We start from the raw sequence: 21,921 nt of genomic DNA, 5'->3' as shown, positions 1-21,921 counted from the left end.
TCTCACCTGCATCAAAATTTAAATAGAAGGAGAACAAAGTCTCCTTCTATTGAGTCATAAAAATGAATTACCAAGCAATAACGGCTTTACGGCCTTTTTTCTTAATTTGGGCTTTAAGGTACTGACGAATGGTCTCTTTACCAGCCGCTGCAATAAGTGAAAGACCACCTGATCCTACAGCAGTTAAAATGGAGACGATTGTTGTAACAGCTCCGCCCGCTTCAACAACGTTCAAAACAACAGCTGCAACACTGCCTGGAATACCAAATTCTTTTGCTAGATCAGCAACTGGCAACATCTGTAGCGAGAAGGAAAAAAGAGCTAGCATAAGGAAACCTACTGCTAAAGCACCAAAAAGAACATGTAGTTTGATTTCGTTTCTTGTTTCTGTCATATCAAATTCCTCCCTTTTTTGTCTTTTTATTACTATTCTATCTTATGATATCTTTTCATTCATAGCAATCCTTTTTTTTCTTTTTTTTCATGAATTAGTTATAGATTAATATAAAAAAGGTGAAAAGATAAGTGAGAAAAGAATCGTTTTTGCTAGGATAAAACGAGTAAACATGATCGGAAATACCTTGTTTTCACAGATGGATAAGCAAGTCTAATTGCATATAGGAAAAGAGATTGGTGCTAAGAGATCAATATCCTTTGATCAAAACCTCCTTTCAAGATAAAATTGGAAGTATCAATCATTCTGTTGGAGGTGGTTGTCTGAATATTCAATTGTTAACGCAGGTGATCTGAAGAATATACAGCATTAAGACTAGAAGCACTGCGATTACATCCAGAGGGCTTTGCAATGAGCTATGAAGAAGAACAAATAGATACAAAAGACAAATATGCGGCTCGTTTTGCTTCGGCACAATCTATGTGGATCTTTGGCACCTTTTATCAAGGGCAGCTTGTGGGGACGGTCACGCTCATCCAAGAAACCTTACAGAAATTAAAGCACCGAGCAAATGTATTGATCAGTGCACTAAAATGGACGGATACATATGCAGATGAAGAAAAAATGGGTTTATTTTTATCATCGTTTGGAGGAGATACAAGTGGAACAACAGACCATGCGCATCACATTAGCAACAGGACCAAATAGTGAGCTAGAATCTTTTGCCCTGCGTGCAGCATTTGAGAACTTTGGTGCAAAAGTCGATATGCATTGGATAGGCAGACCCAATGATCTGATTGATGTGTTATCTGGGAGAAATAGAAGGGAGACGGACTACTTTCTTTTATCTTTTCATGGGGAAGAAGGAGCGTTTCTCATGCCGGAGTTAGGGGAAGATGTATACGAAGATGGGGAGCCTAGAGGTGTAACTTTTGGAGCGGATGAAATCAAGCGGTATGCTTCATTAAAAGGGGTTCACGTCATATCAACCGGCTGCACACTAGGTGAGAAAAAACTTGCAGAAGCCTTTTTAGAAGCAGGTGCTTTGTCCTATACAGCGCCTGATGATTACATTGATGGAGATGCGGCATTTATCTTTGTCCTGACAATGCTGTATGAGCTCATGAACAATACGAAGACGGTTAGAGCGGCTTTTGATCGAGCGAGTTCTATTGATGAAGAAACGAAATTATTTCAACTATATATGCAAAAATAATCAAAGGGCTGAGAGATCAAGCCCTTTTTTTCAACCTCTCTTAATTGTGACGAAAATGTGACAAATGTGTTTTTTGAAAACTAAATCGAGTTCACGCAAAGTCTATCCTACAAACACACGTCATCAAGACATGACGCCATCACGAGAGGGGAATCATTGTGTCAATGAAATGGAAAATTAGTCTCGTCCTATGCGGACTTGCAATCATCATCGGAATCGCTGCGTTTTATCATAATCAGCAGGCAAGCGGGACAGAGAAGAAGAAGGTAGAACCAGATTCGAGCTATAAAGAAGTTGAAATTGTCACTCTCGTGAATGACGGGAGATACTTGAGATATGCTGTGAACTATCCAGTGTTTCATCAAAAAAAGCTAGATCAAGAGATGAAAAGATTTGCAGAAACAGCGCTCGACAAATTCAAAACATCATTTAGTGAAGCAAGCGATGTCGATGAAGATCATCGATACGAATTAAACATAGATTACGAGATTACTCATTATGCCAAACAAACTGCTGCGATCAAATTCAATACATATGAATTGAAAGGCGGAGTAAAAGGCGCACATGAAACGAAGATATTCAATTTTGATTTCAAGAAACAGCATTTTTTATCAATAGATGATTTATTTTTATCAAAGAAAGAAAGTCTGCAAAAACTGTCTCAAATGACATTTGAGGAATTAAAGAAAGATCGCACTCTTGCTGAAAACGAGCATTTGCTCAAGCAAGGAACATCTCCTGCGGCAGAGCATTATCAGTATTTTGCCATCAAGGATCGTTTTATAGAATTCTACTTTCCAGCAGGGCAAATCGCACCAGACAAAAAAGGCCCTCAAGTGCTGGCGATTAAAAAAACAGTGCTTAAAGGAATGTTAAAGCCTGAATACATTCATAAAGAAAAGAACAAAAATGAGAAAAAAGAACCGATCTCAAAAAGAAAGCTTGTAAAACTGCCAAAACAGGCAACATTCAACCCAAATCAAAAAGCCATTGCTCTGACATTTGACGATGGACCAAATCCATCCACGACCTCAAAAATCTTAAAAGCCTTAAAAGAAAACAAAGGACATGCGACATTTTTTGTATTAGGTAGCAGGGTTCAATATTACCCCGATATGCTGGGTGAGATCAGAAAGGGTGGGAATGAAATCGGAAATCATTCCTATAGCCATCCTTTACTCACAAGACTGCCGTTAAAACAAGCTATCAAACAAGTAGAAGATACGCAGCAAATTATTGAAAAAGCAGGCGGATTCACACCGACTCACTTTAGACCGCCATATGGTGGAACAAATGGGCAGATCAACGAAGCTGTCAACATGAAAGTCACGCTTTGGGACGTAGATCCCGAAGACTGGAAATATCGCAACAGCCAATACGTCGCCAACTACATTCTCACACATGCGTCTAGCGGAGAAACGGTCTTAATGCACGACATCTATGACACCTCGGCAAACGCAGCTGTCACGATTATCAAGGAATTGACCAAACAAGGATATCAATTATTAACAGTTTCAGAGCTTGAGCAGTGGAAGGAAGCGCGCGCGAAGAAAGGTGAATTGAATACATAATGATCATGCGAATCTTAGTGGATTCGCATCTTTTTTTAAAAGCCAATCATGAAAATAAAGGGAAAATATGTTAAAGTGAATGTAGAAAGGGAGGGCTTCGGATGGTATTGATGAGGTTGATCAGTCTATATATGCTGACAGCGTTTTGTTTGGGTTTTATCGTCAACTATGTACCTGGTTTGATGCTGCCCATCTATATTCTTGCGATGATCGGGCTCATTTTATGTCTCGGTCATATTGCGCTGCATTATATTCGTCGAATCAGATATATGTTGCTTCATGAGAAACGATAAGAATAATTGCTTACTCTAAAAACCTCTCTCTAAAAGGGTGAGGTTTTTATTTTTTCGGTTTTTGATGTTCTAACAGTTGTATGATTTTCTCGTTTGACTCTTTCATTTGTCTTAATAAAGAAACGATATTCCCTGTAAATCCAATGAGGACAATAAGTAAAATGATGATGATCCACATGCTGTGGCCTCCAATCTGCTGACTAATTCCTATTTAGTTTCTGTATCCATTATCTTGTATCAAGGATACAGTATAATGAATGTATTGAAATGAACAGTTCGTTCTATTTATTCGACAATTGATGTAAACAGAGAATGGTTGGGGGGATTTCTTTGAAACGAGTAGACGTAGTATCAGCTATTATTTATGATGAGGAAGAAAATATGTTAATGGTCAAAAATGTAAAGGGATATTGGGAACTTCCAGGCGGTACTGTAGAAAAAGGTGAACACCTGCAGCAGGCCGTGGTCCGTGAGGTGAAAGAAGAGACAGGGTATGTTTGCAAAGTAAATGAACTTCATTCGGTTCGAGAAGGATTCTTTCACGATAAAATGCATCATGCACTCATCGTGACCTTCTTTGCGGAAATCATCGGCGGGCAGATGAACATTCTAGATCCGGATCATGATATTCTAAATTTGAAACCAAGGGTGATCAACCCTTGGTAGATGCATTTATTTCACCTCTGAATTATAAAGGTGGATCTTCAATCATAATTCTTTAACACGATTGCTGAATTATGTCCGCCAAAGCCAAAAGAATTTGATAGTCCATATTTCATTGGAAGATTTCGCGTTTTTGAGACAACATCTAAGTCGCAATCTGGATCTAAATTCTCTACATTAATAGTTGGAGGAATAATTCCTTGTCTCAAACTTTCCACTAAAGCAATTGCTTCTACTCCACCAGCAGCACCAAGCATGTGACCAGTCATTGATTTGTTTGCAGTTGTTGGAATTTTGTGGGAATGTTCACCAAACAATTTCTTAATAGCTAGAATTTCTGAACGATCACCTATTTGTGTACTTGTTGCATGAGCACTAATAACATCAATTTCACCTGTTGATATATTTGCACTTCTCAATGCTTTTTTCATTGCTAAGTAGGCACCCTTACCTTCTGGGTGTGATGCTACCATATGATGAGCATCTGAACTAGCTCCGTATCCCACTACTTCACATAATATCGGCGCATCTCTAAGAATAGCGTTTTCTAATGATTCTAATACTAAAATACCTGCGCCTTCACTCATAACAAAGCCATCTCTATCTGTATCGAACGGACGGCTGGCTCGACTTGGATCTTGGTTTTTTGTAGATAGTGCATGGGCGTTTCCAAAACTAGCCAAAGATAACTGTGTGATTGCAGCTTCTGCTCCACCGGCAAATATAATATCTGCCTCATCATTTCGGATAGCATTGAAAGCTTCACCAATAGAGGTGTTCCCGATTGAGCAGGCCGTTACTGGTGATAATGACGGGCCTTGTGCCCCTAATCTAATACTTATTTGAGCCGCAGCTGCATTTGAAATCATCATTGGTACAAGGCTAGGGCTTACTCTTGCGGGACCTCGTTTATTTAATACATTCACATTATCAACAAGTGATTGTATACCTCCGATCCCTGAACCAACGTATACCCCTAAACGTTCAAGATCAACCTTATATAACTGTAATTGTGATTTTTCTAGTGCTTGTTCGGCTGCTGCTAAAGCAAACTGACTAAATCGATCTAATCGTTTGGCTTCTTTCCTCCCAAATATTCCATCTACATCGAAATCACGAACCATTCCAGCTATCTTTGTTTTATAATCAATAGTATCAAAAGAATCAATTAGAGATATTCCCGATTGACCTTTAACTAGTTGATTCCAAAAGCTATTTACATCATTTCCTAGAGGCGAAATAATTCCCATTCCAGTAATGACAACTCTTTTCATAATAATTCCCTCCCTATTTTTTATTAACTTTAACTTTTGTGTTATCCTATTACAAGTTGTTGTTTATCCTAGTATAATTAGCACTATTTAAAAAGGAGATTTTAATGAAACCTGAAACAAGACTTCAAGCTTTATCAGAATTTCTAAAGAATCAACGTTCGAAAATTACTCCTCAAATGGTTGGTTTACCAGTAGGAACCCGCAGAAGAACACCAGGACTAAGAAGAGAGGAAGTGGCTCAACTAGCCGGTGTAAGTCTTACATGGTATACATGGTTAGAACAAGGTAGAGATATAAAAGTGTCTACTTCGGTATTAGATGCTATTTCTCGAGCATTACAATTAAATAACGATGAAAGGAGATATTTGTATGCTCTAGCGTTAGAGGAAGGAGTGAAACAACCCTTTATAAATGAGAAGGAGAAAGAAATCAGTCCAGCTTTAGTGAAAATTTTGCAGGAACTTCGTTATTGTCCAACAATTATATCAGATAGAAGAAGTCAGATTGTTGGGTGGAATCAAGCAGCAGCTAATGTATTTTTGGATTTTGAACAAATCACCCCAGCAGAAAGGAATATCATACGCTTACTATTCGCAAGAAAGGAATTTAAAAGTTTAGCAGTGAATTGGGAGCATTTTGTTAGAGGATATATCGCAATATTTAGAACGTATTATGGACAGTATGTGGCTGATGACTGGTATGAGCAATTTATACAAGAAATGGAACAGGCATATCCAGAGTTTCATAAAATTTGGAATGAAAATGAGATAAGCTCTGCTCCTGAAGTATTAATTGAGTTTCGTCATGCTAAGGTAGGTAAAATGTTGTTTAATCTTACTTCTTTACAAGTGCATGGAGATACTGATTTAAGATGCAGCGTCTATACTCCAGTTGAGAATACTGAAACTGAGCTTAAGTTAAAACGTTTAATTGAAAGCTAACCATATAAAACATATGATGAATTCCAAATTCTTTACCGATCGTTCTTGAATTTGCTATGCTTGAAACACGTTAGATCTAACTGTTTTGCTACTCAAACGAGAGTGATCATTCTTTATTATTTTAGAATGAGGGAGGGGTGAATGCATCAATGATTCTTAGTCCTTTCTCAGAATTAAGAGGTAATACGTTGTAAGGTGGGATTATGTCTAGAAATAAATTTGATAAAAAAGAGCATTAAGAAAACAATGGGGCTTTTCTGGGAACAGGGTTATGAAAAAAACATTCATGCAAGACTTGGTGACATATGGGTGTTCATCGCAGAAGTATAATTCTTTACTTATCGTTCTAAAAAGGGTATTATGTAATCATGGTTTGTAATTCATGTGTTTATTTTAGAATGTTCATTCTATAATGGATGATGACTTTTGTTTTTGTTAGTATTGGTTCATGGATTTTTTTAAGGAGAATTAAAATGGCTAGAAGTAAAGAGTTTGACGAAAAAGAAGTATTAAGAAAAGCAATGGAGTTATTTTGGGAACAAGGCTATGAAAAAACATCCATGCAAGATTTGGTGGATCATATGGGGATACACCGTAGGAGTATATATGACACATTTGGCGACAAGCGTTCATTGTTTTTAGCTTCCCTTCATCATTATGAAGAGCTCATCGTTAATGAGATGGAAAGCATAATCAGCAGCACTTCATCCATTAAACAGGCGATACGTGATGTTTTTATTTTCGTACTGAATTCCATTAAACAATACCCAAAAGGATGTCTATCAGTAAATGCAGCCATTGAATTATCTTTGTTGGACAAAGAAATTGGGCGCATCGTTACAAAAATGTTTAATCGTACTGAAGATATGTTTAATCACCTTATAAAACAGGGTCAAACTAATGGAGAGCTATCAAAAGAAATCGATTCTGATAACATATCTCGTTTCTTACACAACAATTTGGTAGGTATAAGAGTACTAATAAAAACTGATTACAGTAAAAAAGAATTAGAAGGCATCATTTCTCTAGCACTTTCAGTGTTGGACTAGCTTTCTTTTTTTACCCTTTTTAGAATGTTCATTCTAAAATAAGCATGAAACACACCATCATAATGCATAGTTATAAATCGTTTTTTAATTTCTAAGGAGGAACACAAAAATGAGAAATTTTAAAATACCAACAGAATCAGAATTTATTGAAGTAGAAGGAACTCGTTACGCATATAGGAGATTTGGTACAAAAGATGGTATACCAGTAGTATTTCTTGTTCACTTTAGAGGAACGATGGAAAACTGGGATCCAGACATGCTTGAACCTATTGCAAATAAACGCCCAGTAATCTTATTTGACAATAAAGGGGTTGGTGAGACCGATGGACTAACACCTACTACAATTACTGATATGGCAAAAGATACAGCAACATTTATAAGAGCTCTTGGATTAGAACAAGTTGACATTCTTGGTTTTTCCATTGGTGGCATGGTTGCACAAGAGTTAGCTTTACAAGAAGGAGATTTAGTAAGAAAAATGATTATGGCAGGTACTTCACCTGAATCTGGTATTAATCCAAATCCAGAAATTCTTGAAAGAATGAATCGTCACGGCGGAACGGAAGAAGATGGAATAAATGATTTTATGTTCTTTTTCTACGAACAAACCGAAACAAGTAAATCAGCAGGAATAGCTTCACTACAAAGAATTTTTAATCAGAAAAAAGTAAATAGTTCGGAACAAGTAAAAGAGGCACAATTACAAGCTATTGCAAAATGGGCTAAACAAAAATCTAATCATGATTATGAATGGTTACAAAACATCAAACACCCTGTACTTGTCACTAATGGTGTTAATGATGTGATGGTACCGACTAAAAACAGCTATATCTTAACAGAGAAATTACCCAAAGCACAGTTGATTATATATCCTGATTCTGGTCACGGGCATCTGTTTCAATTTCCAGAACTATTTGCAGAACACGTAAATTTATTTCTTGATTCTAATTCTTATTAAAAAGGAGTATTCATATGAGCAGATTATTTGAAAAAGTTCGTATCGGAAACATTGACTTAAAAAACCGCATAGGTATGGCTCCGATGACTAGAAATAGAGCTTTACCAGATGGTACGCCGAGCGAATTAGTAGCAGAGTACTATGGTCAGCGTGCTTCAGTCGGTTTAATTATAAGTGAAGGAACCCAACCTTCGGATGATGGGCAAGGTTATACTAATACACCTGGTATTTATACAGAAAATCATATTAGAGGATGGGAAAAAGTCACTTCTAAAGTTCATAGTGAAGGCGGTCATATTTTTATTCAACTTATGCATGTGGGACGAGTATCACACCCTGATAACACACCTCACCACCGCCAAGCAGTTGCACCCTCAGCTATTGCACCTGGTATAGAAATTTTCACGGCAGAAGGAATGAAAGAAATTCCAACACCAAGAGAACTGAGTGAGCTTGAGATAAAAGATGTTATAAATGAGTTTCGTTTAGCAGCACGTTCAACAATTGAAGCTGGTGCAGACGGAGTTGAAATTCACGGAGCGAATGGTTATCTGATCCAACAATTCCTTAGTGAAAACTCCAATCATCGTCAAGGTGCATACGGTCGTACGATTGAGGGGCGTTCTCGATTCGCAATTGAAGTAGCTAAAGCAGTTGTTGATGAAATAGGAGCAGAAAGAACAGGCATTCGTTTTTCTCCTCAAGGAACACTGCAAGGCATTGATGAGGGGGAGAATAGCCTTGAGATGTATCGCTATTTAATAAGTGAATTAAATAAGCTTAACCTTGCTTATCTGCATTTAATGCACTTTGGAAACGAGCAATTCCTAAAAGATGTTCGTCAACTTTGGGACCAAGCACTTCTTGTTAACCGTCCAGGTCGTCCTCTAGATCAACTTTCGTCTGATGTAGATAATAATCTTGCAGATGTTGTCACAGTAGGCACTTGGGTACTAGCTAATCCAGACTTTGTAGAACGGATTCATTCAGGTGCTCCTCTAAACGAACCTGATAAAAACACGCTCTATGCAGGAGGAAAAGAAGGCTATACAGATTATCCTTTCTTAAAATAATTTAATTAATTATGAATATCCCATCTAGGGATATTCATATCTTTTTTTCTTAGATTCTTTATAAATAGATACATGTGCGTTAATTAAAAATGTGAAGGATTGTCATGAAAGTTTTAACGATTGAAAACTACGGTGAAAAACCAAATTTTTTTAGACTTCCCTAAGCCCAAAATAAATAATGGCGAGGTCTTAGTTGAGGTATATGCGGCAAGTATAAATCCTTTTATACAAAAATTACAATTACCGATAACCTACATCCATAGTAACAACTCGCAGTAAGAAACGCAGTAAAACGTTTTAAAGGTTTAATTAAACTAAAAATGGAGGTGTGCTGTAAAATGAAAAAAACTGTTCTTATCACCGGGGTATCGGGTGGAATTGGCAAAGAGTTGGCGGATCGTTTCGCCAAGGGAGGATATAATTTGGTGCTGGTGGCGCGTAGCGAGGGTAAGCTTTTGGAGCTCGCAAAGGAATATCAGAAAAGATATGGCAGTCAAGCGACGGTCATCGCAAAGGATGTGGCTTCACCCGGTGTGCCGAAAGAGATTTTTGCGGAGCTCAAGGAGAAGGGGATCGTCGTCGACTATCTTGTCAATAATGCCGGCTTCGGTTTGTACGGGACGTTCTTGGAGACGCAGTTAGAACAAGAGACGAATATGATTGACGTCAATATCAAGGCTCTGACTGTTATGACGAAACTGTTCTTGCCGGATATGGTCAAACGGGGCCAAGGAGGCGTGATGAATGTGGCTTCGTTGGTGGCTTTCTTCCCGGGACCTATGATGTCGGTTTACTACGCAACGAAGGCGTACGTGCTGTCGTTCACTGAGGCTTTGGAGAACGAACTGAGCGGTACAGGGGTGACTGTGACGGCACTATGTCCGGGACTGACGTCAACCGGCTTTGTTGAACGTTCGGGTATTGGGGAATCGAAGTTGTTCCAGAGTGGTGCTATCATGGAGGCCGGGCAGGTGGCTGAGGAAGGGTACCGAGGCTTCTTACGCGGCAAGACGTTCATAATGCCAGGGGCTCGAAACCGGTTCATGGCATTCCTTCCACGACTGATGCCGCGCAAAATGGTGACCCGTATGGTCAGATCCACACAGCAAAGAACAGGGCATTGATCTAATTGAGGGTGACCAGGGGGGAGTGGCAGTTGATTATGATCTGCCATCTAGCCAAGATCTCGTATTGGAATAAATCGTTTACTAAAAAAGTTACAGAGATTTTTATAAAGACGGAAACCTTCTTATTTGATCTACTGAAACATGGTCAAGAACAATGAGAAATATTTTTAAGGAGAGAATAATATGAAGTACACAGTTATTACAGGAGCAAGCTCAGGTATCGGATATGAGACAGCATTAGCATTTGCTGCTCGTGGCAAAAACTTAATTATTGCAGCTAGAAGATTAGATAAATTAGAAGAACTTAAATCAACCATTCAGAATCTAAATCCTAGTTTAGATGTTATTATTCGGACAAGTGACCTATCTGTCAAAGATCAGGCATATATACTGTATAACAGTTTAAAGGAGTATCAAATTGAGACTTGGATTAATAATGCTGGTCTTGGTGAAACCTCTTCTGTCATAGATCAGAATTTAGATAAAGTAGAAACCATGTTACGCGTGAACATAGAATCCTTGACAATCCTTTCTACACTATTTGTAAGAGAATATGCTGATGTAGAGGGAACTCAATTAATTAACGTATCCTCAGCACTTGGATATGTAATTGCTGTTGGCAGTGTTGCTTACTCTGCTTCTAAATATTATGTTAGTGCCTTCACCGAAGGGCTTGCAAAAGAACTTGAACTGAAAGGTGCGAAAATGAAGGCAAAAGTTTTAGCACCAGCAATGACGGAAACAGAATTCGCAAAACATGCAAATGATATAAAAGAGTTTGATTACAAAGCAAATCTCCCTATGTACCACACAGCTAAGCAAATGGCAGGTTTTATGATGGAGGTTTATGACAAAGATGAAGTGGTTGGGGTTGTAGATGAAAACTATGAATTTAAGTTGAGAAAGCCGATCTTTCCAATACTAGAAAGCCTTTAAATCTAATTTTTATATATATGGTAACATAATCGTTTAGCGCTGGCACCAATGACACGTAGCAGAGCGCAAGAGATAAGTATAACTTATGGCAAATATCAAGGTTCCACAAACTGTTTGGGACTGGGAAGTGACTCTCTATTTTTGTAACAAAAAAAAGGGAATGAAAAGTAGTTTTTAAATTGAACCTGCAAAATGGACAGTAATGCTTAAAAAAGGCATACAACTGAAAAATGCTTGACGCATGAATTGCGCTACACTGGCTGACGTGTACTGCATTCGAACGCTATGGGCTGATGAACTCTAACATCTGTTCTACTGATTGAGTGTGGGAACACCAGCTGTAATAATCTCAAGGAAGGATGCTAATGAAAAAATGAAAACACTCATGAAAGCAGCTCAGATCACCAAGTATTCAAAAAATATCCATGCCAAAGTCAATGACATTCCAATTCCAGAAATCGATGAAAACGAAGTCTTGGTAAAGGTCAAAGCTGCGGCAGTCAATCCACTCGAAATGTTAATTATTACAGGCAGCGTGAAACTGATTCAAGATTATGAATTCCCATTAACGCTTGGTAATGAATTGACAGGAGTTATCGAAAAAATCGGAAAAAATGTGACAGAATTTCACGTAGGAGATGCCATCTATACACGTCTTCCCCTTAAAAAAATTGGTGCTTTTGCGGAATATGCCGCAATTGATGCTGCCGCAATTGCACCCATGCCAAAAAATTTGTCTTACGTGGAAGCCGCTGCTGTACCACTGGCTGGACTCACAGCGTATCAAGGTCTACATGAAGAACTTGAGGCACAGTCAGGTAAATCTGTCTTCATTCCAGGTGGATCAGGCAGCTTTGGTCAAATGGCTGTACCAATAGCAAAGGAAATGGGCCTAAATGTCATTGTTAGTGGCAACTCAGAAGCGCGCGAACGCACTTTGGAAAGGGGTGCAGACCAATATTTGGATTATGCAATAGAAAACTATGTTGACTTGTTGTCGAATGTGGATTACGTGATTGATACACTGGGACCTAAAGAATTTGACAGTGAATTGAGTATCATCAAACCGGGCGGAAGATTGCTCTCTCTCCGTACAGGACCAAATAAACGTTTCGGGAAATACCTAAATTCCCCATGGTGGAAACGAATGTTATTTTCCCTTGCTGGCGCAAATTATGACCGCAAAGCTAAGAAACAAAACGTGGAATATCATTTTATTTTCGTTCGTTCTGACGGCGCACAACTTAAAGAGATTACCAAAATCATTGAAGAAAACGACATTGTTCCAGCAATTCATCCAATACTATTTACTATAGACAACGTAAATGAAGCGCTAGAACTAGTCGCAAATGGACGACCAAAAGGGAAAGTGATTATTAATTTTTAAGGGGAATATGAAGAAAGCAGTCAAAAAGTTGAGATCATTTATGTAAAGGATTTTGAAAGGATAGAAAAACTTCAGCAAGCCGGAGTTCTGTATCAGTAATTATAAAACATGGAGAACTAGCCATCCAATTTTTCCTATAAAAAAGTTGGATTTAAGACAGGTGGTTACTTTAACAGACATGCCACGACATGGTGATTACTGTCTGTTTATAAAAAACACTATATATAGACTAGAGATTAAAATTCTTAATCAATAAGATGAAAAAGTAAAGAACGATCCTTGTTTTGACTTACCATTTTTAACCATAATTCACATAAACGTATAGAAACGATGGCAAATGAATATAAGGAGTGTAATGGAAATAAGCTCCATAACCAATGATATGGTTTTATTATGTTGAGTGCTTAGTGGAATGAAAAGAAGCCGGAATTTGGACCGGCTTCTTTGATATTATTTCCCCTTCTCCCGCTTCCGTTTCTCCTTCTCCGCCCGGTAAAACTCATGAAACATCTTCATCAGCGCCCGCTTCTCAATACGGGATACATAGCTCCGCGAAATCCCGAGCTCCTTTGCTATTTCCCGCTGCGTTTTTTCTTTCTTTAAATCAAGACCGAACCGGCCGACGATGACTTCTTTTTCTCGGCCGTCGAGAATGTCGATATACTCCTTTACTTTTTCAAGCTCCATGTTGAGCTGAATGGTATCGATCACATCTTCACTTTCTGATTTTAAGACATCAATTAAAGAAATTTCGTTGCCTTCTTTATCCTGACCGATGGGGTCATGTAAGGAGACATCCTTTTTAGTTTTTTTGAGTGCGCGTAAATGCATCAGAATTTCGTTTTCAATACACCGCGCCGCATACGTTGCCAGCTTTGTTCCTTTTCCAGAGGAATAGCTTTCGATGGCTTTAATGAGTCCGATCGTCCCGATGGAGATGAGGTCTTCAGCGTCTTCCCCGGTATTTTCAAATTTCTTGACAATATGGGCGACGAGCCGAAGGTTATGTTCAATCAGCATATTTCTCGCGTGTTCATCGCCCTGTGCCATAAGGGCTAAGTATTTTTTTTCATCATCTCCTGAAAGGGGCTGTGGAAAGGCATTGTTTTTGACATAGGACACCAAGAACACCAATTCTTTGACCATCAATCCCATCGCTGTAAATACTCCTGCCACGATTTTCACCTCCACCATGTTTAGGCCACTGCCTATATCCTCAAATGTATGTGAAGGGGGGATTGTCTGTGTCTGTACGATGAAAAAATCATCTTTTTCGAAAAAAACGGGCTTCTGTTCGTCTGTTTTTGCTGCCCTTCTCATATGTTTGCGGTTTCTTTGCGGTGCTTGGCGGTCAAGAAGCGTGCTAAAATATGTAATATTAGACCGAAAAGGAAGGGGTTTTTTCGGAACATGGGGAAGGTTCTTTCTTCACATGTAGGTATGAAAATTAATGAATGGTATCGAATGATACGGCAGTTCAGTGTTCCAGATGCGGAAATCCTGAAAGCAGAAGTAGAAGCGGAAATTGAACGGATGGAAGAGGACCAGCATTTACTGATTTATTATCAGCTCATGTGTTTTCGGCACCAAATCATGCTTGACTATATACACCCTTCAAAATATCAACCTTTCTCAGTATCTAATCTTGTCGATAAAATCGAAAATTCCAATCATGAGTTATCTGATATGCTGCATTATTACCATGCATTTTTTCGTGGCATGCATGAGTTTAGTCAAAAAGAATATTTAGAAGCCGTCAAATATTATCGAGTGGCAGAAAAACAGCTGTCCATGGTATTTGATGATATTGAGCAGGCTGAGTTTCATTTTAAAGTAGCAGAAGCCTACTATATAATGAAGCAAACGCATGTCTCGATGCATCATATTTTAAAGGCGCTGGAAATATACGATCAGCATGATGCCTACTCTATTCGCATCATTCAGTGCCTTTTTGTTATCTCAGGAAACTATCAAGATCTAAAACGAAAAGACCGGGCACTGCCTCATTTAAAAAAGGCAAAACAGCTCGCATCACAGATTGATCACCCGCGGATATACAGTTCAGCGCTTTATAATTTAGGAAAATGTTATGGGGAGCTGGGCTATAGAGAGGAAGCAGAACGCTATTTAACGGAATCGGCTGATATTGCCTGTAAAGAGCAGCTTCCCACGCTTCCGCATACGCTCTATACGCTGGCAAAACTGCTTTTTAGACAAAATGAACAAGTGGAAGCACGCCGCATATTAGAAGATGGAAAATTAGCTGCAAAGAAGCATGAAGACCAGCTGTTTTGTCATATGTTTGAGTATCTGGATGCTTTATATGTTCAAGGAATGAATGAAGAACAACTGCAAAAAACCATTGATTATTTGGAAAAACTTAGCCTATACTCTTATATAGAGGATATCTCACTAGAAATTGCGACAGCCTTAGAAGCCTCTCAACAATACCAGAAGTCCAACCAGTATTATCAGAAATTATTATGGGCTCAAAATCAAATCCAAGAAGGAGAGTGTCTGTATGAATTCTAAGCAACGTTCGACAGTTGAAGAGAGAAACCAAACGTGAAATAAAAAGCGGGCCTGATGGGCCGGCTTTTTTTATGTCAAAAAAGAAGTCAGAGATGCGGACCGTGACTATGAATGCTGAATGATTCATCAAAAAGCGGGCAATTTAATCTGTAAGAATGTTCTGTGGAGGCGGTCAAATGAGAGGGTTGCATGTCTTGATGTGTATATTGCTGCTATGCACGTTTGTTCCTAATAAAATAGAGGCTCGAACATTAAAAAGGATCGACCTAGAAAAAACAGGACGAGCTTTTTGGGACATGAGACAGGAACGAAAAAAGATTGCACTGACCTTTGATGATGGACCTCATCCAGTGTACACGAATCAAGTATTGGATGTGCTCAAGGAGCATCAAGTGAATGCCAGCTTTTTTGTTGTAGGCAGCCGTATTCATACATATCCAGAGATTGCGGAACGAATCGTAGGCGAGGGAAATGAGCTTGGCAATCACACGATGAATCATACGTATTTTGACCTGTTATCATCAAAGGAGATCAAGCAGGAATTAAAAGAATCATCGGCTCATATCGCTTCACTTCAGCCTGGCGGACCCTTATTATTTCGCCCCCCTGGTGGCCGCTTGACGATGACATCATTCCGCATTTTGTCAAAGCAAGGATATGATGTGGTCATGTGGTCCTTTACGCAAGATCCGAAGGACTGGTCAAGACCAGGCTCACGCAAAATTGCGAGCCGGATTATTGATCATATTCAAGGCGGCGATATCATTCTTTTGCATGATGGCGGGGGCAATCGGAAGCAGACGGTAGAAGCACTGAAACAAGTGATTCCTGAATTAAAGGACCGAGGCTATGAATTTGTCAAAGTGAGCGAACTGCTGCATCATGACAAAGCGTATGTACCTGTTCAACTGCAATAGGAAGCATTCGTCAAAAACAGTCATTCATTGAAACCAAAAGTCTTGTCGTTTACTATATGAAGAGGGCTTTTGGAGGTGAATGTTGTGAAGAAATGTGTTGTCCTTTTTATCCTGCTTTGTGTCGCTGCTGGGTGCTCAAAGCCAGAACAAGAAAGTGTCATTGCATTTGGCGACAGCAATACAAGGGGATCAAACTGGGACTTTCGAGATTATCCAACATCTGAAAAATGGGTGAATCTCATGAAAAACGTCGAGCGCGGCCAAATTCAAGTGAAGAATGCGGGCATTGGTGGGCAGACAACTGAAGACGCGAAGCTTCGCTTTGAGCAGGATATTTTAAAGCAGAAACCAACTTACGTCCTCATCATGTTCGGTACGAATGATGCGGCGATTTTAGATGGGAAACATCCCCGCGTGACGAAAAAACGATTTAAAGAAAATGTATCCTACTTCATTTCTGAAAGTAGAAAAGAAGGCATTACCCCGATTCTCATGACCTGTGTACCTGTTGTAGAAGGCGGAAAAAAGGGCTTGTATTACTACTCTAGGTATAAGTCATCTTATTTTGCTGAGAGAGGCGGGGCAAGAGCTTGGCAAAATTCCTATAATGACATTACGAGAGAAATAGCCAAGTATCAGCAAGTACCGCTTGTCGACAATTGGAAAGCGTTCATCCGAGAAGCTGGAGAAGATAGTGACAATGCGCTGATTCAATCAGGTTTGATCGACCCTTCTGGCAATCATATGACGCCAAAAGGGGCAAGAATTATTTATAACGAAATCAAAGAGCGTGATGTCATCAAACATTTTTAAATGATGGCCATCTGCCTAAACAAGACCATCCATCCAGCATAGTCTAACAGTATATCTTCCTAGAAGGAGGTAACTGATATGTGGGGATGCCCTTATCCTTACCCTGCGTGTTCACCTTATCCAGCTCAAGGAGCAGGAATCGGTTACGCTTTTCTTGTTGTGTTCCTTGTGGTCATTTTGGTCGTAGGCGGAGGGTTATGGTTTTGGAATGAACAGCCTTGCAAATAAGACACCTCTTCTTTGATGAGAAGGGGTGTTTTTTACGGAAAATAGTAGTAAGCCTATAGCGCAAGTGATATAATATCAGTCACCTGAGTTTAAAAAAGGAGAGTGCTCGGGAGGCATGGTTCCTGCGAAATGGAATTAAGAGGAAACAGAGAGCATATGCCCGAGCGAACGTCTTTTCATTTCTGTCTCAATTAATTCAATGAAGTCGCGATTTAAGTTCATTTCATTTGCTTTATAATACGATTCTATAAGTAAATCATCTGACAGCTTTTTCATACTAGAAACCCATATGATGGGAAAAACACCTCCCCTGAAAAAGTTGGCATAAAACTTAAGGAAAAGACATATCATCATAGGTTGATCGAATGTCTCTGAAGTACCTTTAATCTACCATGAATGGGAAACAAGAACAATCGTTCTGTTATCCACATGGTGAAGTGGATAACTTGTGGGTAGAGTGTTTATAATTGAATGAAAGCGTGATGAAATATAGGTGGATAATGTGTGTAAAATTATCCACACCTGTTGAAGGTCCTCATCATATGTCGAAAACTTTTTCATTGTATTCGATAGACAGACAAATTGTGATTTGATTCGACACAATCGCTGAAAAACCAATGGAAGAAAGGGTGCAAATTGTGCTAAAGAAGTATTTCTTACCGGATGAATTTGTGAAAAGCATTTTCCACATTTCACCGCAAAAACTAAAAGAACGAAATGTAAAAGGAATTATTACCGATTTAGATAACACACTAGTAGAATGGGACCGTCCAAGTGCGACGCCCCGCTTAATTGAATGGTTTCAAGAAATGAAGGATCACGGGATACAAGTGACGATTGTATCGAACAATAATGAAAAAAGGGTCAAGCTTTTTTCTGAACCAGTTCATATCCCGTTTATTTATAAAGCGAAAAAGCCTATGGGAAGAGCCTTTAATAAGGCAGTCTCTGATATGCAATTGAAAAAAGAAGATGTGGTGGTCATTGGGGATCAGCTCATGACCGATGTACTAGGCGGGAATCGTCATGGCTTCCATACGATTTTGGTCGTCCCTGTCGCTGCCTCGGACGGATTTTTCACCAAGTTTAACAGGCAGATTGAACGCAGAATTTTAGGAGCCTTAAAGCGTAAGGGCCACATTCAGTGGGAGGAAGAGTAATAATGGAAAAGGTTGTTTGTATTGGCTGCGGTGTAGCCATTCAGACGGAAGATAAAGATCAATTAGGATATGCGCCGGCAGCATCTCTATTGAAAGAAGATGTGATCTGTCAGCGCTGTTTTAGGTTAAAGAACTACAATGAAATACAAGATGTTTCTTTAACAGAAGACGACTTTTTAAATATATTGCACAGCATTGGAGAGACAGATTCTCTGATTGTAAAGGTCGTTGATATTTTTGACTTTAACGGAAGCTGGATCAATGGGCTGAGTCGTATTGTCGGTGGTAATCCGATTTTACTCGTCGGCAACAAAGTAGATATTTTACCGAAATCCGTGAAAAAAGATCGTCTGATTCATTGGATGAAACGGGAAGCGAAAGAAAACGGATTGAACCCGATCGATGTTTTCTTAATCAGTGCAAGCAGAGGTCAGGGCGTACCTGAGGTGATGGAAGCGATCGATCATTACCGCGAAGGAAGAAATGTCTATGTCGTCGGCTGTACGAATGTTGGAAAATCCACATTTATCAATCGAATCATCAAAGAAGTATCTGGCGAAGAGAACGTGATCACCACATCCCAATATCCAGGTACAACACTTGATGCCATTGAGATCCCGCTTGATGACGGATCTGCTCTATTTGATACGCCGGGCATTATCAACCGTCATCAGATGGCGCACTATGTCAGCAAAAATGACTTGAAGATCTTAGCGCCGAAAAAAGAATTGAAACCGAGAACGTTCCAATTAAATGAAGCACAAACACTTTATTTTGGCGGGCTTGCTCGATTTGATTATGTAAAAGGCGGCAGAACGTCATTTGTCTGTTACATGCCAAATGAGCTGAACATACACAGAACAAAGTTAGAGAACGCAGATGATTTATATGAAAAACATGCCGGGGAACTGCTATCACCGCCATCAAAAGAGGGGATGGAAGATTTCCCTCCGCTCGTTCCGCATACCTTTACGATTGATCAGCCGAAAATGGACATCGTCTTTTCAGGCTTAGGATGGGTAACGGCAAATGATGCAGGGAAGCAAATCAAAGTCTATGCGCCAAAAGGCGTTCATGTGTTTATGAGACGTTCGTTAATTTAAATGTTCAAAGGGGGAGAGACCTTGAAACCTTTATACGGATTAATCGGTAACCCTGTTGGTCATTCAATGTCTCCGGATATTCATAATGCAGCATTGAAGGATGCTGGGATTGATGGACATTATCATGGCTTTCAAGTAGAAGACGAAGACCTTAAAGATGCCATTCACGGTATGAAAGCCTTAGGAATAAGCGGCTTTAACGTCACTGTTCCGCACAAGGTAGACATTATGCAGTACCTTGATAAAATTGATGTGACAGCTGAACGCCTGCGTGCAGTCAATACGGTGCGGCTCGAAGGAGGTCAGCTCGTCGGGTACAACACAGATGGAGAGGGCTTTCTTCATTCATTGCTTGAAGCCTTGGATCAGCCATTATCAGAGCTGTCATTTCTTATGATTGGTGCTGGCGGAGCGGCAAGAGCGATTTATACGACAATCGCTGACTATGCACCGAAAAGCTTTGATATCACCAACCGCACCATTGAAAAAGCTGAGGCTTTAATTGAAAGTGCAGATGGGAACATCACATCTAGTGCCATTACTTTAAAGACAGCAGAAGAACGACTTGGGGAATATGATGTCATCATCCATACGACCTCAATCGGTATGTACCCGAATGTTGAAGAAACCCCGATTTCTTTAGCAAACGCAAAAAAAACAGCGGTCGTTTGTGATATTGTGTATAATCCAATAGAAACAAAGCTGCTCAAAGAAGCAGCCGGGTTAGGTTTGAAAACAGTAGATGGTGTCGGCATGTTTGTTGGACAAGCAGCAAGAGCCTTTGAATTGTGGACAGGCATCACGCCTGACGCCAGAAAAATGAAGTCAATTGTGATAGAGAAATTAGGAGGAACACCATGTTAAAAGGGAAACAAAAACGTTTTTTACGTGCAAAAGCACATCATTTATCACCTATTTTTCAAGTAGGAAAAGGCGGGGTAAATGACAATATGATCAAGCAAATTTCCGAGGCGCTTGAAGTAAGAGAACTGTTAAAGGTCAGCGTATTACAAAACTGCGACGAGGACAAAACGGAAGTTGCGAAAGCACTTGTAAAAGGTGCAAAAGCTGAACTTGTTCAAACGATCGGAAATGTGATTGTCCTTTATAAAGAATCGAAGGAAAATAAACAAATTAAGCTGCCGTAAAGGTGGATGTGATATGAAAAAAATAGGGTTGTTTGGCGGTACGTTTGATCCTCCTCATAATGGGCATTTGCTGATGGCGAATGAGGTGCGTTTTCAAGTAGGGCTTGATGAAATGTGGTTTATCCCAAATCACAAGCCCCCTCATAAAACAGACCGGAAACGAGCAGATAGTCGTCACCGAGTGAAAATGGTGGAAGCGGCGATCCAGTCAAATCCACATTTTCGGCTGGAGCTCATTGAAATGGAGCGAGAGGGTCCATCTTATACAGTGGATACGGTGGAGCTTTTAAAGAAGCGTCATCCTGAAGATGAGTTCTTTTTTATGATTGGAGCTGACATGGTCGAGTATTTGCCAAAATGGCATCGGATTGATGATTTGCTTCAGATGATTACCTTTATTGGGATGAAAAGACCGGGTTATGCCGGAAGTACGGCATATCCTCTTTTATTTGCAGATGTTCCAGCTTTTGATGTATCATCGACATTGATTAGGCAGCGAATAAAGCAGGAAAAACCTGTCGATTATTTGATACCGAAAGCTGTTGAGCGTTATATAAAGGAGCATCATTTATATGAATCGTGAAGAAGCATTGAACTGTGTCAAAGAGCAGTTAACAGAGCATAGATATACACATACACTCGGGGTCATGAGTGCAGCCATTTCATTAGCGGAACGGTTCGGTGCAGATGTGAAAAAAGCAGAGATCGCCGCTATTTTTCATGATTATGCGAAATTTAGACCAAAGGAAGAAATGAAGGGAATTATCCAGAAGGAACAGATGAACCCTCTATTGCTCGAATATTCGCCTGAGCTTTGGCATGCCCCGGTTGGTGCTTATCTGGTTAAAAAGGAAGCAGCTATTAACGACCAAGACATTTTAACTGCCATTGAATTTCATACATCAGGCAGGCCAAACATGACATTACTTGAAAAGGTCATTTATGTCGCTGATTATATCGAACCAGGACGTCATTTCCCTGGTGTTGAAGAAGTAAGAGAGTTAGCAGAGCATGATTTGGATAGCGCGCTGGTTCAGTCACTAAAAAACACCATCAGCTTCTTATTGAAAAAGAATCAGCCAGTCTTTCCAGATACATTGGCTACTTACAACTCGCTTGTGCATAAGAACAATTAAGG

At 39.6% G+C, this 21,921-nt stretch carries 27 protein-coding genes; 22 read left to right on the top strand and 5 right to left on the bottom strand.

The window, feature by feature from the left end:
- Nucleotides 1-67: 67 nt before the first annotated feature.
- Nucleotides 68-394 carry an uberolysin/carnocyclin family circular bacteriocin gene (locus tag C6Y07_RS05185; RefSeq protein ID WP_034661404.1) on the bottom strand — a complete coding sequence of 109 codons (327 nt, stop codon included), beginning with the start codon at nucleotides 392-394 and terminating at the stop codon, nucleotides 68-70.
- 411 nt (nucleotides 395-805) lie between these two features.
- On the opposite strand from C6Y07_RS05185, the gene C6Y07_RS05180 reads away from it, so the two are divergent.
- The 4 genes from C6Y07_RS05180 to C6Y07_RS05165 all read left to right on the top strand — a co-directional run bounded on the left by C6Y07_RS05180 (nucleotide 806) and on the right by C6Y07_RS05165 (nucleotide 3,474).
- Nucleotides 806-1,102: a hypothetical protein gene (locus tag C6Y07_RS05180; protein WP_223254131.1), complete on the top strand. Its 297-nt coding sequence runs from the start codon at nucleotides 806-808 to the stop codon at nucleotides 1,100-1,102.
- The gene (locus C6Y07_RS05175) at nucleotides 1,056-1,610 is read left to right on the top strand and encodes a hypothetical protein (RefSeq protein WP_034661402.1); all 555 of its coding nucleotides are present in this window, start codon (nucleotides 1,056-1,058) and stop codon (nucleotides 1,608-1,610) included. The genes C6Y07_RS05180 and C6Y07_RS05175 overlap by 47 nt, the downstream gene beginning before the upstream one ends.
- A 158-nt stretch (nucleotides 1,611-1,768) precedes the next feature.
- Nucleotides 1,769-3,181, top strand: a complete 1,413-nt coding sequence (locus C6Y07_RS05170; RefSeq protein WP_106071798.1) for a polysaccharide deacetylase family protein — start codon at nucleotides 1,769-1,771, stop codon at nucleotides 3,179-3,181.
- Nucleotides 3,182-3,282: 101 nt separating this feature from the next.
- The gene (locus tag C6Y07_RS05165) at nucleotides 3,283-3,474 is read left to right on the top strand and encodes a hypothetical protein (protein WP_060596631.1); all 192 of its coding nucleotides are present in this window, start codon (nucleotides 3,283-3,285) and stop codon (nucleotides 3,472-3,474) included.
- A 46-nt stretch (nucleotides 3,475-3,520) separates the two neighbouring features.
- Here the strand turns inward: C6Y07_RS05165 and C6Y07_RS19205 are convergent, their stop codons facing one another.
- Nucleotides 3,521-3,652 carry a hypothetical protein gene (locus tag C6Y07_RS19205; RefSeq protein WP_003217310.1) on the bottom strand — a complete coding sequence of 44 codons (132 nt, stop codon included), beginning with the start codon at nucleotides 3,650-3,652 and terminating at the stop codon, nucleotides 3,521-3,523.
- Nucleotides 3,653-3,804: 152 nt separating this feature from the next.
- Between C6Y07_RS19205 and C6Y07_RS05160 the strand changes: the two genes are divergently transcribed.
- The gene (locus C6Y07_RS05160) at nucleotides 3,805-4,140 is read left to right on the top strand and encodes an NUDIX hydrolase (RefSeq protein ID WP_106156298.1); all 336 of its coding nucleotides are present in this window, start codon (nucleotides 3,805-3,807) and stop codon (nucleotides 4,138-4,140) included.
- A 38-nt stretch (nucleotides 4,141-4,178) separates the two neighbouring features.
- Here the strand turns inward: C6Y07_RS05160 and fabF are convergent, their stop codons facing one another.
- Nucleotides 4,179-5,411, bottom strand: a complete 1,233-nt coding sequence (gene fabF / locus C6Y07_RS05155) for a beta-ketoacyl-ACP synthase II (RefSeq protein WP_106156296.1) — start codon at nucleotides 5,409-5,411, stop codon at nucleotides 4,179-4,181.
- Between the two features lie 104 nt (nucleotides 5,412-5,515).
- On the opposite strand from fabF, the gene C6Y07_RS05150 reads away from it, so the two are divergent.
- From C6Y07_RS05150 to C6Y07_RS05120, 7 genes are all read left to right on the top strand, one after another.
- Nucleotides 5,516-6,352 carry a helix-turn-helix transcriptional regulator gene (locus C6Y07_RS05150; protein ID WP_034661397.1) on the top strand — a complete coding sequence of 279 codons (837 nt, stop codon included), beginning with the start codon at nucleotides 5,516-5,518 and terminating at the stop codon, nucleotides 6,350-6,352.
- Nucleotides 6,353-6,825: 473 nt separating this feature from the next.
- The gene (locus C6Y07_RS05145; RefSeq protein WP_060596632.1) at nucleotides 6,826-7,401 is read left to right on the top strand and encodes a TetR/AcrR family transcriptional regulator; all 576 of its coding nucleotides are present in this window, start codon (nucleotides 6,826-6,828) and stop codon (nucleotides 7,399-7,401) included.
- A 109-nt stretch (nucleotides 7,402-7,510) separates the two neighbouring features.
- Entirely contained in the window at nucleotides 7,511-8,359 is an 849-nt protein-coding gene (locus tag C6Y07_RS05140; protein WP_060596633.1) for an alpha/beta fold hydrolase, read from the top strand.
- Between the two features lie 14 nt (nucleotides 8,360-8,373).
- Entirely contained in the window at nucleotides 8,374-9,432 is a 1,059-nt protein-coding gene (locus tag C6Y07_RS05135) for an alkene reductase (protein ID WP_106156294.1), read from the top strand.
- A 338-nt stretch (nucleotides 9,433-9,770) separates the two neighbouring features.
- Nucleotides 9,771-10,556: an SDR family NAD(P)-dependent oxidoreductase gene (locus C6Y07_RS05130; RefSeq protein WP_060596635.1), complete on the top strand. Its 786-nt coding sequence runs from the start codon at nucleotides 9,771-9,773 to the stop codon at nucleotides 10,554-10,556.
- A gap of 186 nt (nucleotides 10,557-10,742) precedes the next feature.
- On the top strand, nucleotides 10,743-11,495 hold the full coding sequence (locus C6Y07_RS05125; RefSeq protein WP_106156292.1) for an SDR family NAD(P)-dependent oxidoreductase: 753 nt from the start codon (nucleotides 10,743-10,745) through the stop codon (nucleotides 11,493-11,495).
- Nucleotides 11,496-11,868: 373 nt separating this feature from the next.
- Complete coding sequence (locus tag C6Y07_RS05120) at nucleotides 11,869-12,882, top strand: NADP-dependent oxidoreductase (protein ID WP_106048445.1); 1,014 nt, start codon at nucleotides 11,869-11,871, stop codon at nucleotides 12,880-12,882.
- 450 nt (nucleotides 12,883-13,332) lie between these two features.
- Here C6Y07_RS05120 and sigK read toward each other — a convergent pair whose 3' ends face one another.
- Nucleotides 13,333-14,058 (bottom strand): RNA polymerase sporulation sigma factor SigK, encoded by a 726-nt coding sequence (gene sigK, locus C6Y07_RS05115; protein WP_034620857.1) that lies wholly within the window; start codon nucleotides 14,056-14,058, stop codon nucleotides 13,333-13,335.
- A 234-nt stretch (nucleotides 14,059-14,292) separates the two neighbouring features.
- Here sigK and C6Y07_RS05110 point away from each other — a divergent pair, with 234 nt between their 5' ends.
- The 4 genes from C6Y07_RS05110 (at nucleotide 14,293) to C6Y07_RS18850 (ending at nucleotide 17,372) form a co-directional block, all read left to right on the top strand.
- Nucleotides 14,293-15,414 (top strand): Rap family tetratricopeptide repeat protein, encoded by a 1,122-nt coding sequence (locus C6Y07_RS05110; protein WP_034661385.1) that lies wholly within the window; start codon nucleotides 14,293-14,295, stop codon nucleotides 15,412-15,414.
- 176 nt (nucleotides 15,415-15,590) lie between these two features.
- Nucleotides 15,591-16,331, top strand: a complete 741-nt coding sequence (locus C6Y07_RS05105; protein ID WP_060596638.1) for a polysaccharide deacetylase family protein — start codon at nucleotides 15,591-15,593, stop codon at nucleotides 16,329-16,331.
- Nucleotides 16,332-16,415: 84 nt separating this feature from the next.
- Nucleotides 16,416-17,144, top strand: coding sequence for an SGNH/GDSL hydrolase family protein (locus C6Y07_RS05100; RefSeq protein ID WP_223254130.1), 729 nt, complete (start codon nucleotides 16,416-16,418; stop codon nucleotides 17,142-17,144).
- A 78-nt stretch (nucleotides 17,145-17,222) separates the two neighbouring features.
- Nucleotides 17,223-17,372 carry a hypothetical protein gene (locus C6Y07_RS18850; protein ID WP_003217499.1) on the top strand — a complete coding sequence of 50 codons (150 nt, stop codon included), beginning with the start codon at nucleotides 17,223-17,225 and terminating at the stop codon, nucleotides 17,370-17,372.
- Nucleotides 17,373-17,507: 135 nt separating this feature from the next.
- Here the strand turns inward: C6Y07_RS18850 and C6Y07_RS05095 are convergent, their stop codons facing one another.
- Nucleotides 17,508-17,648, bottom strand: coding sequence for a sporulation histidine kinase inhibitor Sda (locus C6Y07_RS05095; protein WP_003217327.1), 141 nt, complete (start codon nucleotides 17,646-17,648; stop codon nucleotides 17,508-17,510).
- Nucleotides 17,649-18,010: 362 nt separating this feature from the next.
- Between C6Y07_RS05095 and C6Y07_RS05090 the strand changes: the two genes are divergently transcribed.
- The 6 genes from C6Y07_RS05090 to yqeK are packed head-to-tail and all read left to right on the top strand — an operon-like array spanning nucleotide 18,011 to nucleotide 21,919.
- Nucleotides 18,011-18,532 (top strand): YqeG family HAD IIIA-type phosphatase, encoded by a 522-nt coding sequence (locus C6Y07_RS05090; protein ID WP_034662006.1) that lies wholly within the window; start codon nucleotides 18,011-18,013, stop codon nucleotides 18,530-18,532.
- A 2-nt stretch (nucleotides 18,533-18,534) separates the two neighbouring features.
- Nucleotides 18,535-19,635, top strand: coding sequence for a ribosome biogenesis GTPase YqeH (yqeH, locus tag C6Y07_RS05085; protein ID WP_106031286.1), 1,101 nt, complete (start codon nucleotides 18,535-18,537; stop codon nucleotides 19,633-19,635).
- Between the two features lie 21 nt (nucleotides 19,636-19,656).
- Nucleotides 19,657-20,499: a shikimate dehydrogenase gene (gene aroE, locus C6Y07_RS05080; RefSeq protein ID WP_106156291.1), complete on the top strand. Its 843-nt coding sequence runs from the start codon at nucleotides 19,657-19,659 to the stop codon at nucleotides 20,497-20,499.
- The gene (gene yhbY / locus C6Y07_RS05075) at nucleotides 20,493-20,783 is read left to right on the top strand and encodes a ribosome assembly RNA-binding protein YhbY (RefSeq protein ID WP_034661378.1); all 291 of its coding nucleotides are present in this window, start codon (nucleotides 20,493-20,495) and stop codon (nucleotides 20,781-20,783) included. Before aroE ends, yhbY begins: the two co-directional genes overlap by 7 nt.
- A 13-nt stretch (nucleotides 20,784-20,796) precedes the next feature.
- Nucleotides 20,797-21,366 (top strand): nicotinate-nucleotide adenylyltransferase, encoded by a 570-nt coding sequence (locus C6Y07_RS05070; RefSeq protein WP_060596641.1) that lies wholly within the window; start codon nucleotides 20,797-20,799, stop codon nucleotides 21,364-21,366.
- On the top strand, nucleotides 21,356-21,919 hold the full coding sequence (gene yqeK, locus C6Y07_RS05065) for a bis(5'-nucleosyl)-tetraphosphatase (symmetrical) YqeK (RefSeq protein WP_060596642.1): 564 nt from the start codon (nucleotides 21,356-21,358) through the stop codon (nucleotides 21,917-21,919). The genes C6Y07_RS05070 and yqeK overlap by 11 nt, the downstream gene beginning before the upstream one ends.
- Nucleotides 21,920-21,921 lie beyond the last annotated feature (2 nt).

The sequence above is a fragment of the Bacillus sp. LNXM12-1 genome, from assembly GCF_003004375.1.
Taxonomy (GTDB): domain Bacteria; phylum Bacillota; class Bacilli; order Bacillales; family Bacillaceae; genus Bacillus.
This window is presented reverse-complemented; position numbering and strand designations above follow the sequence as displayed.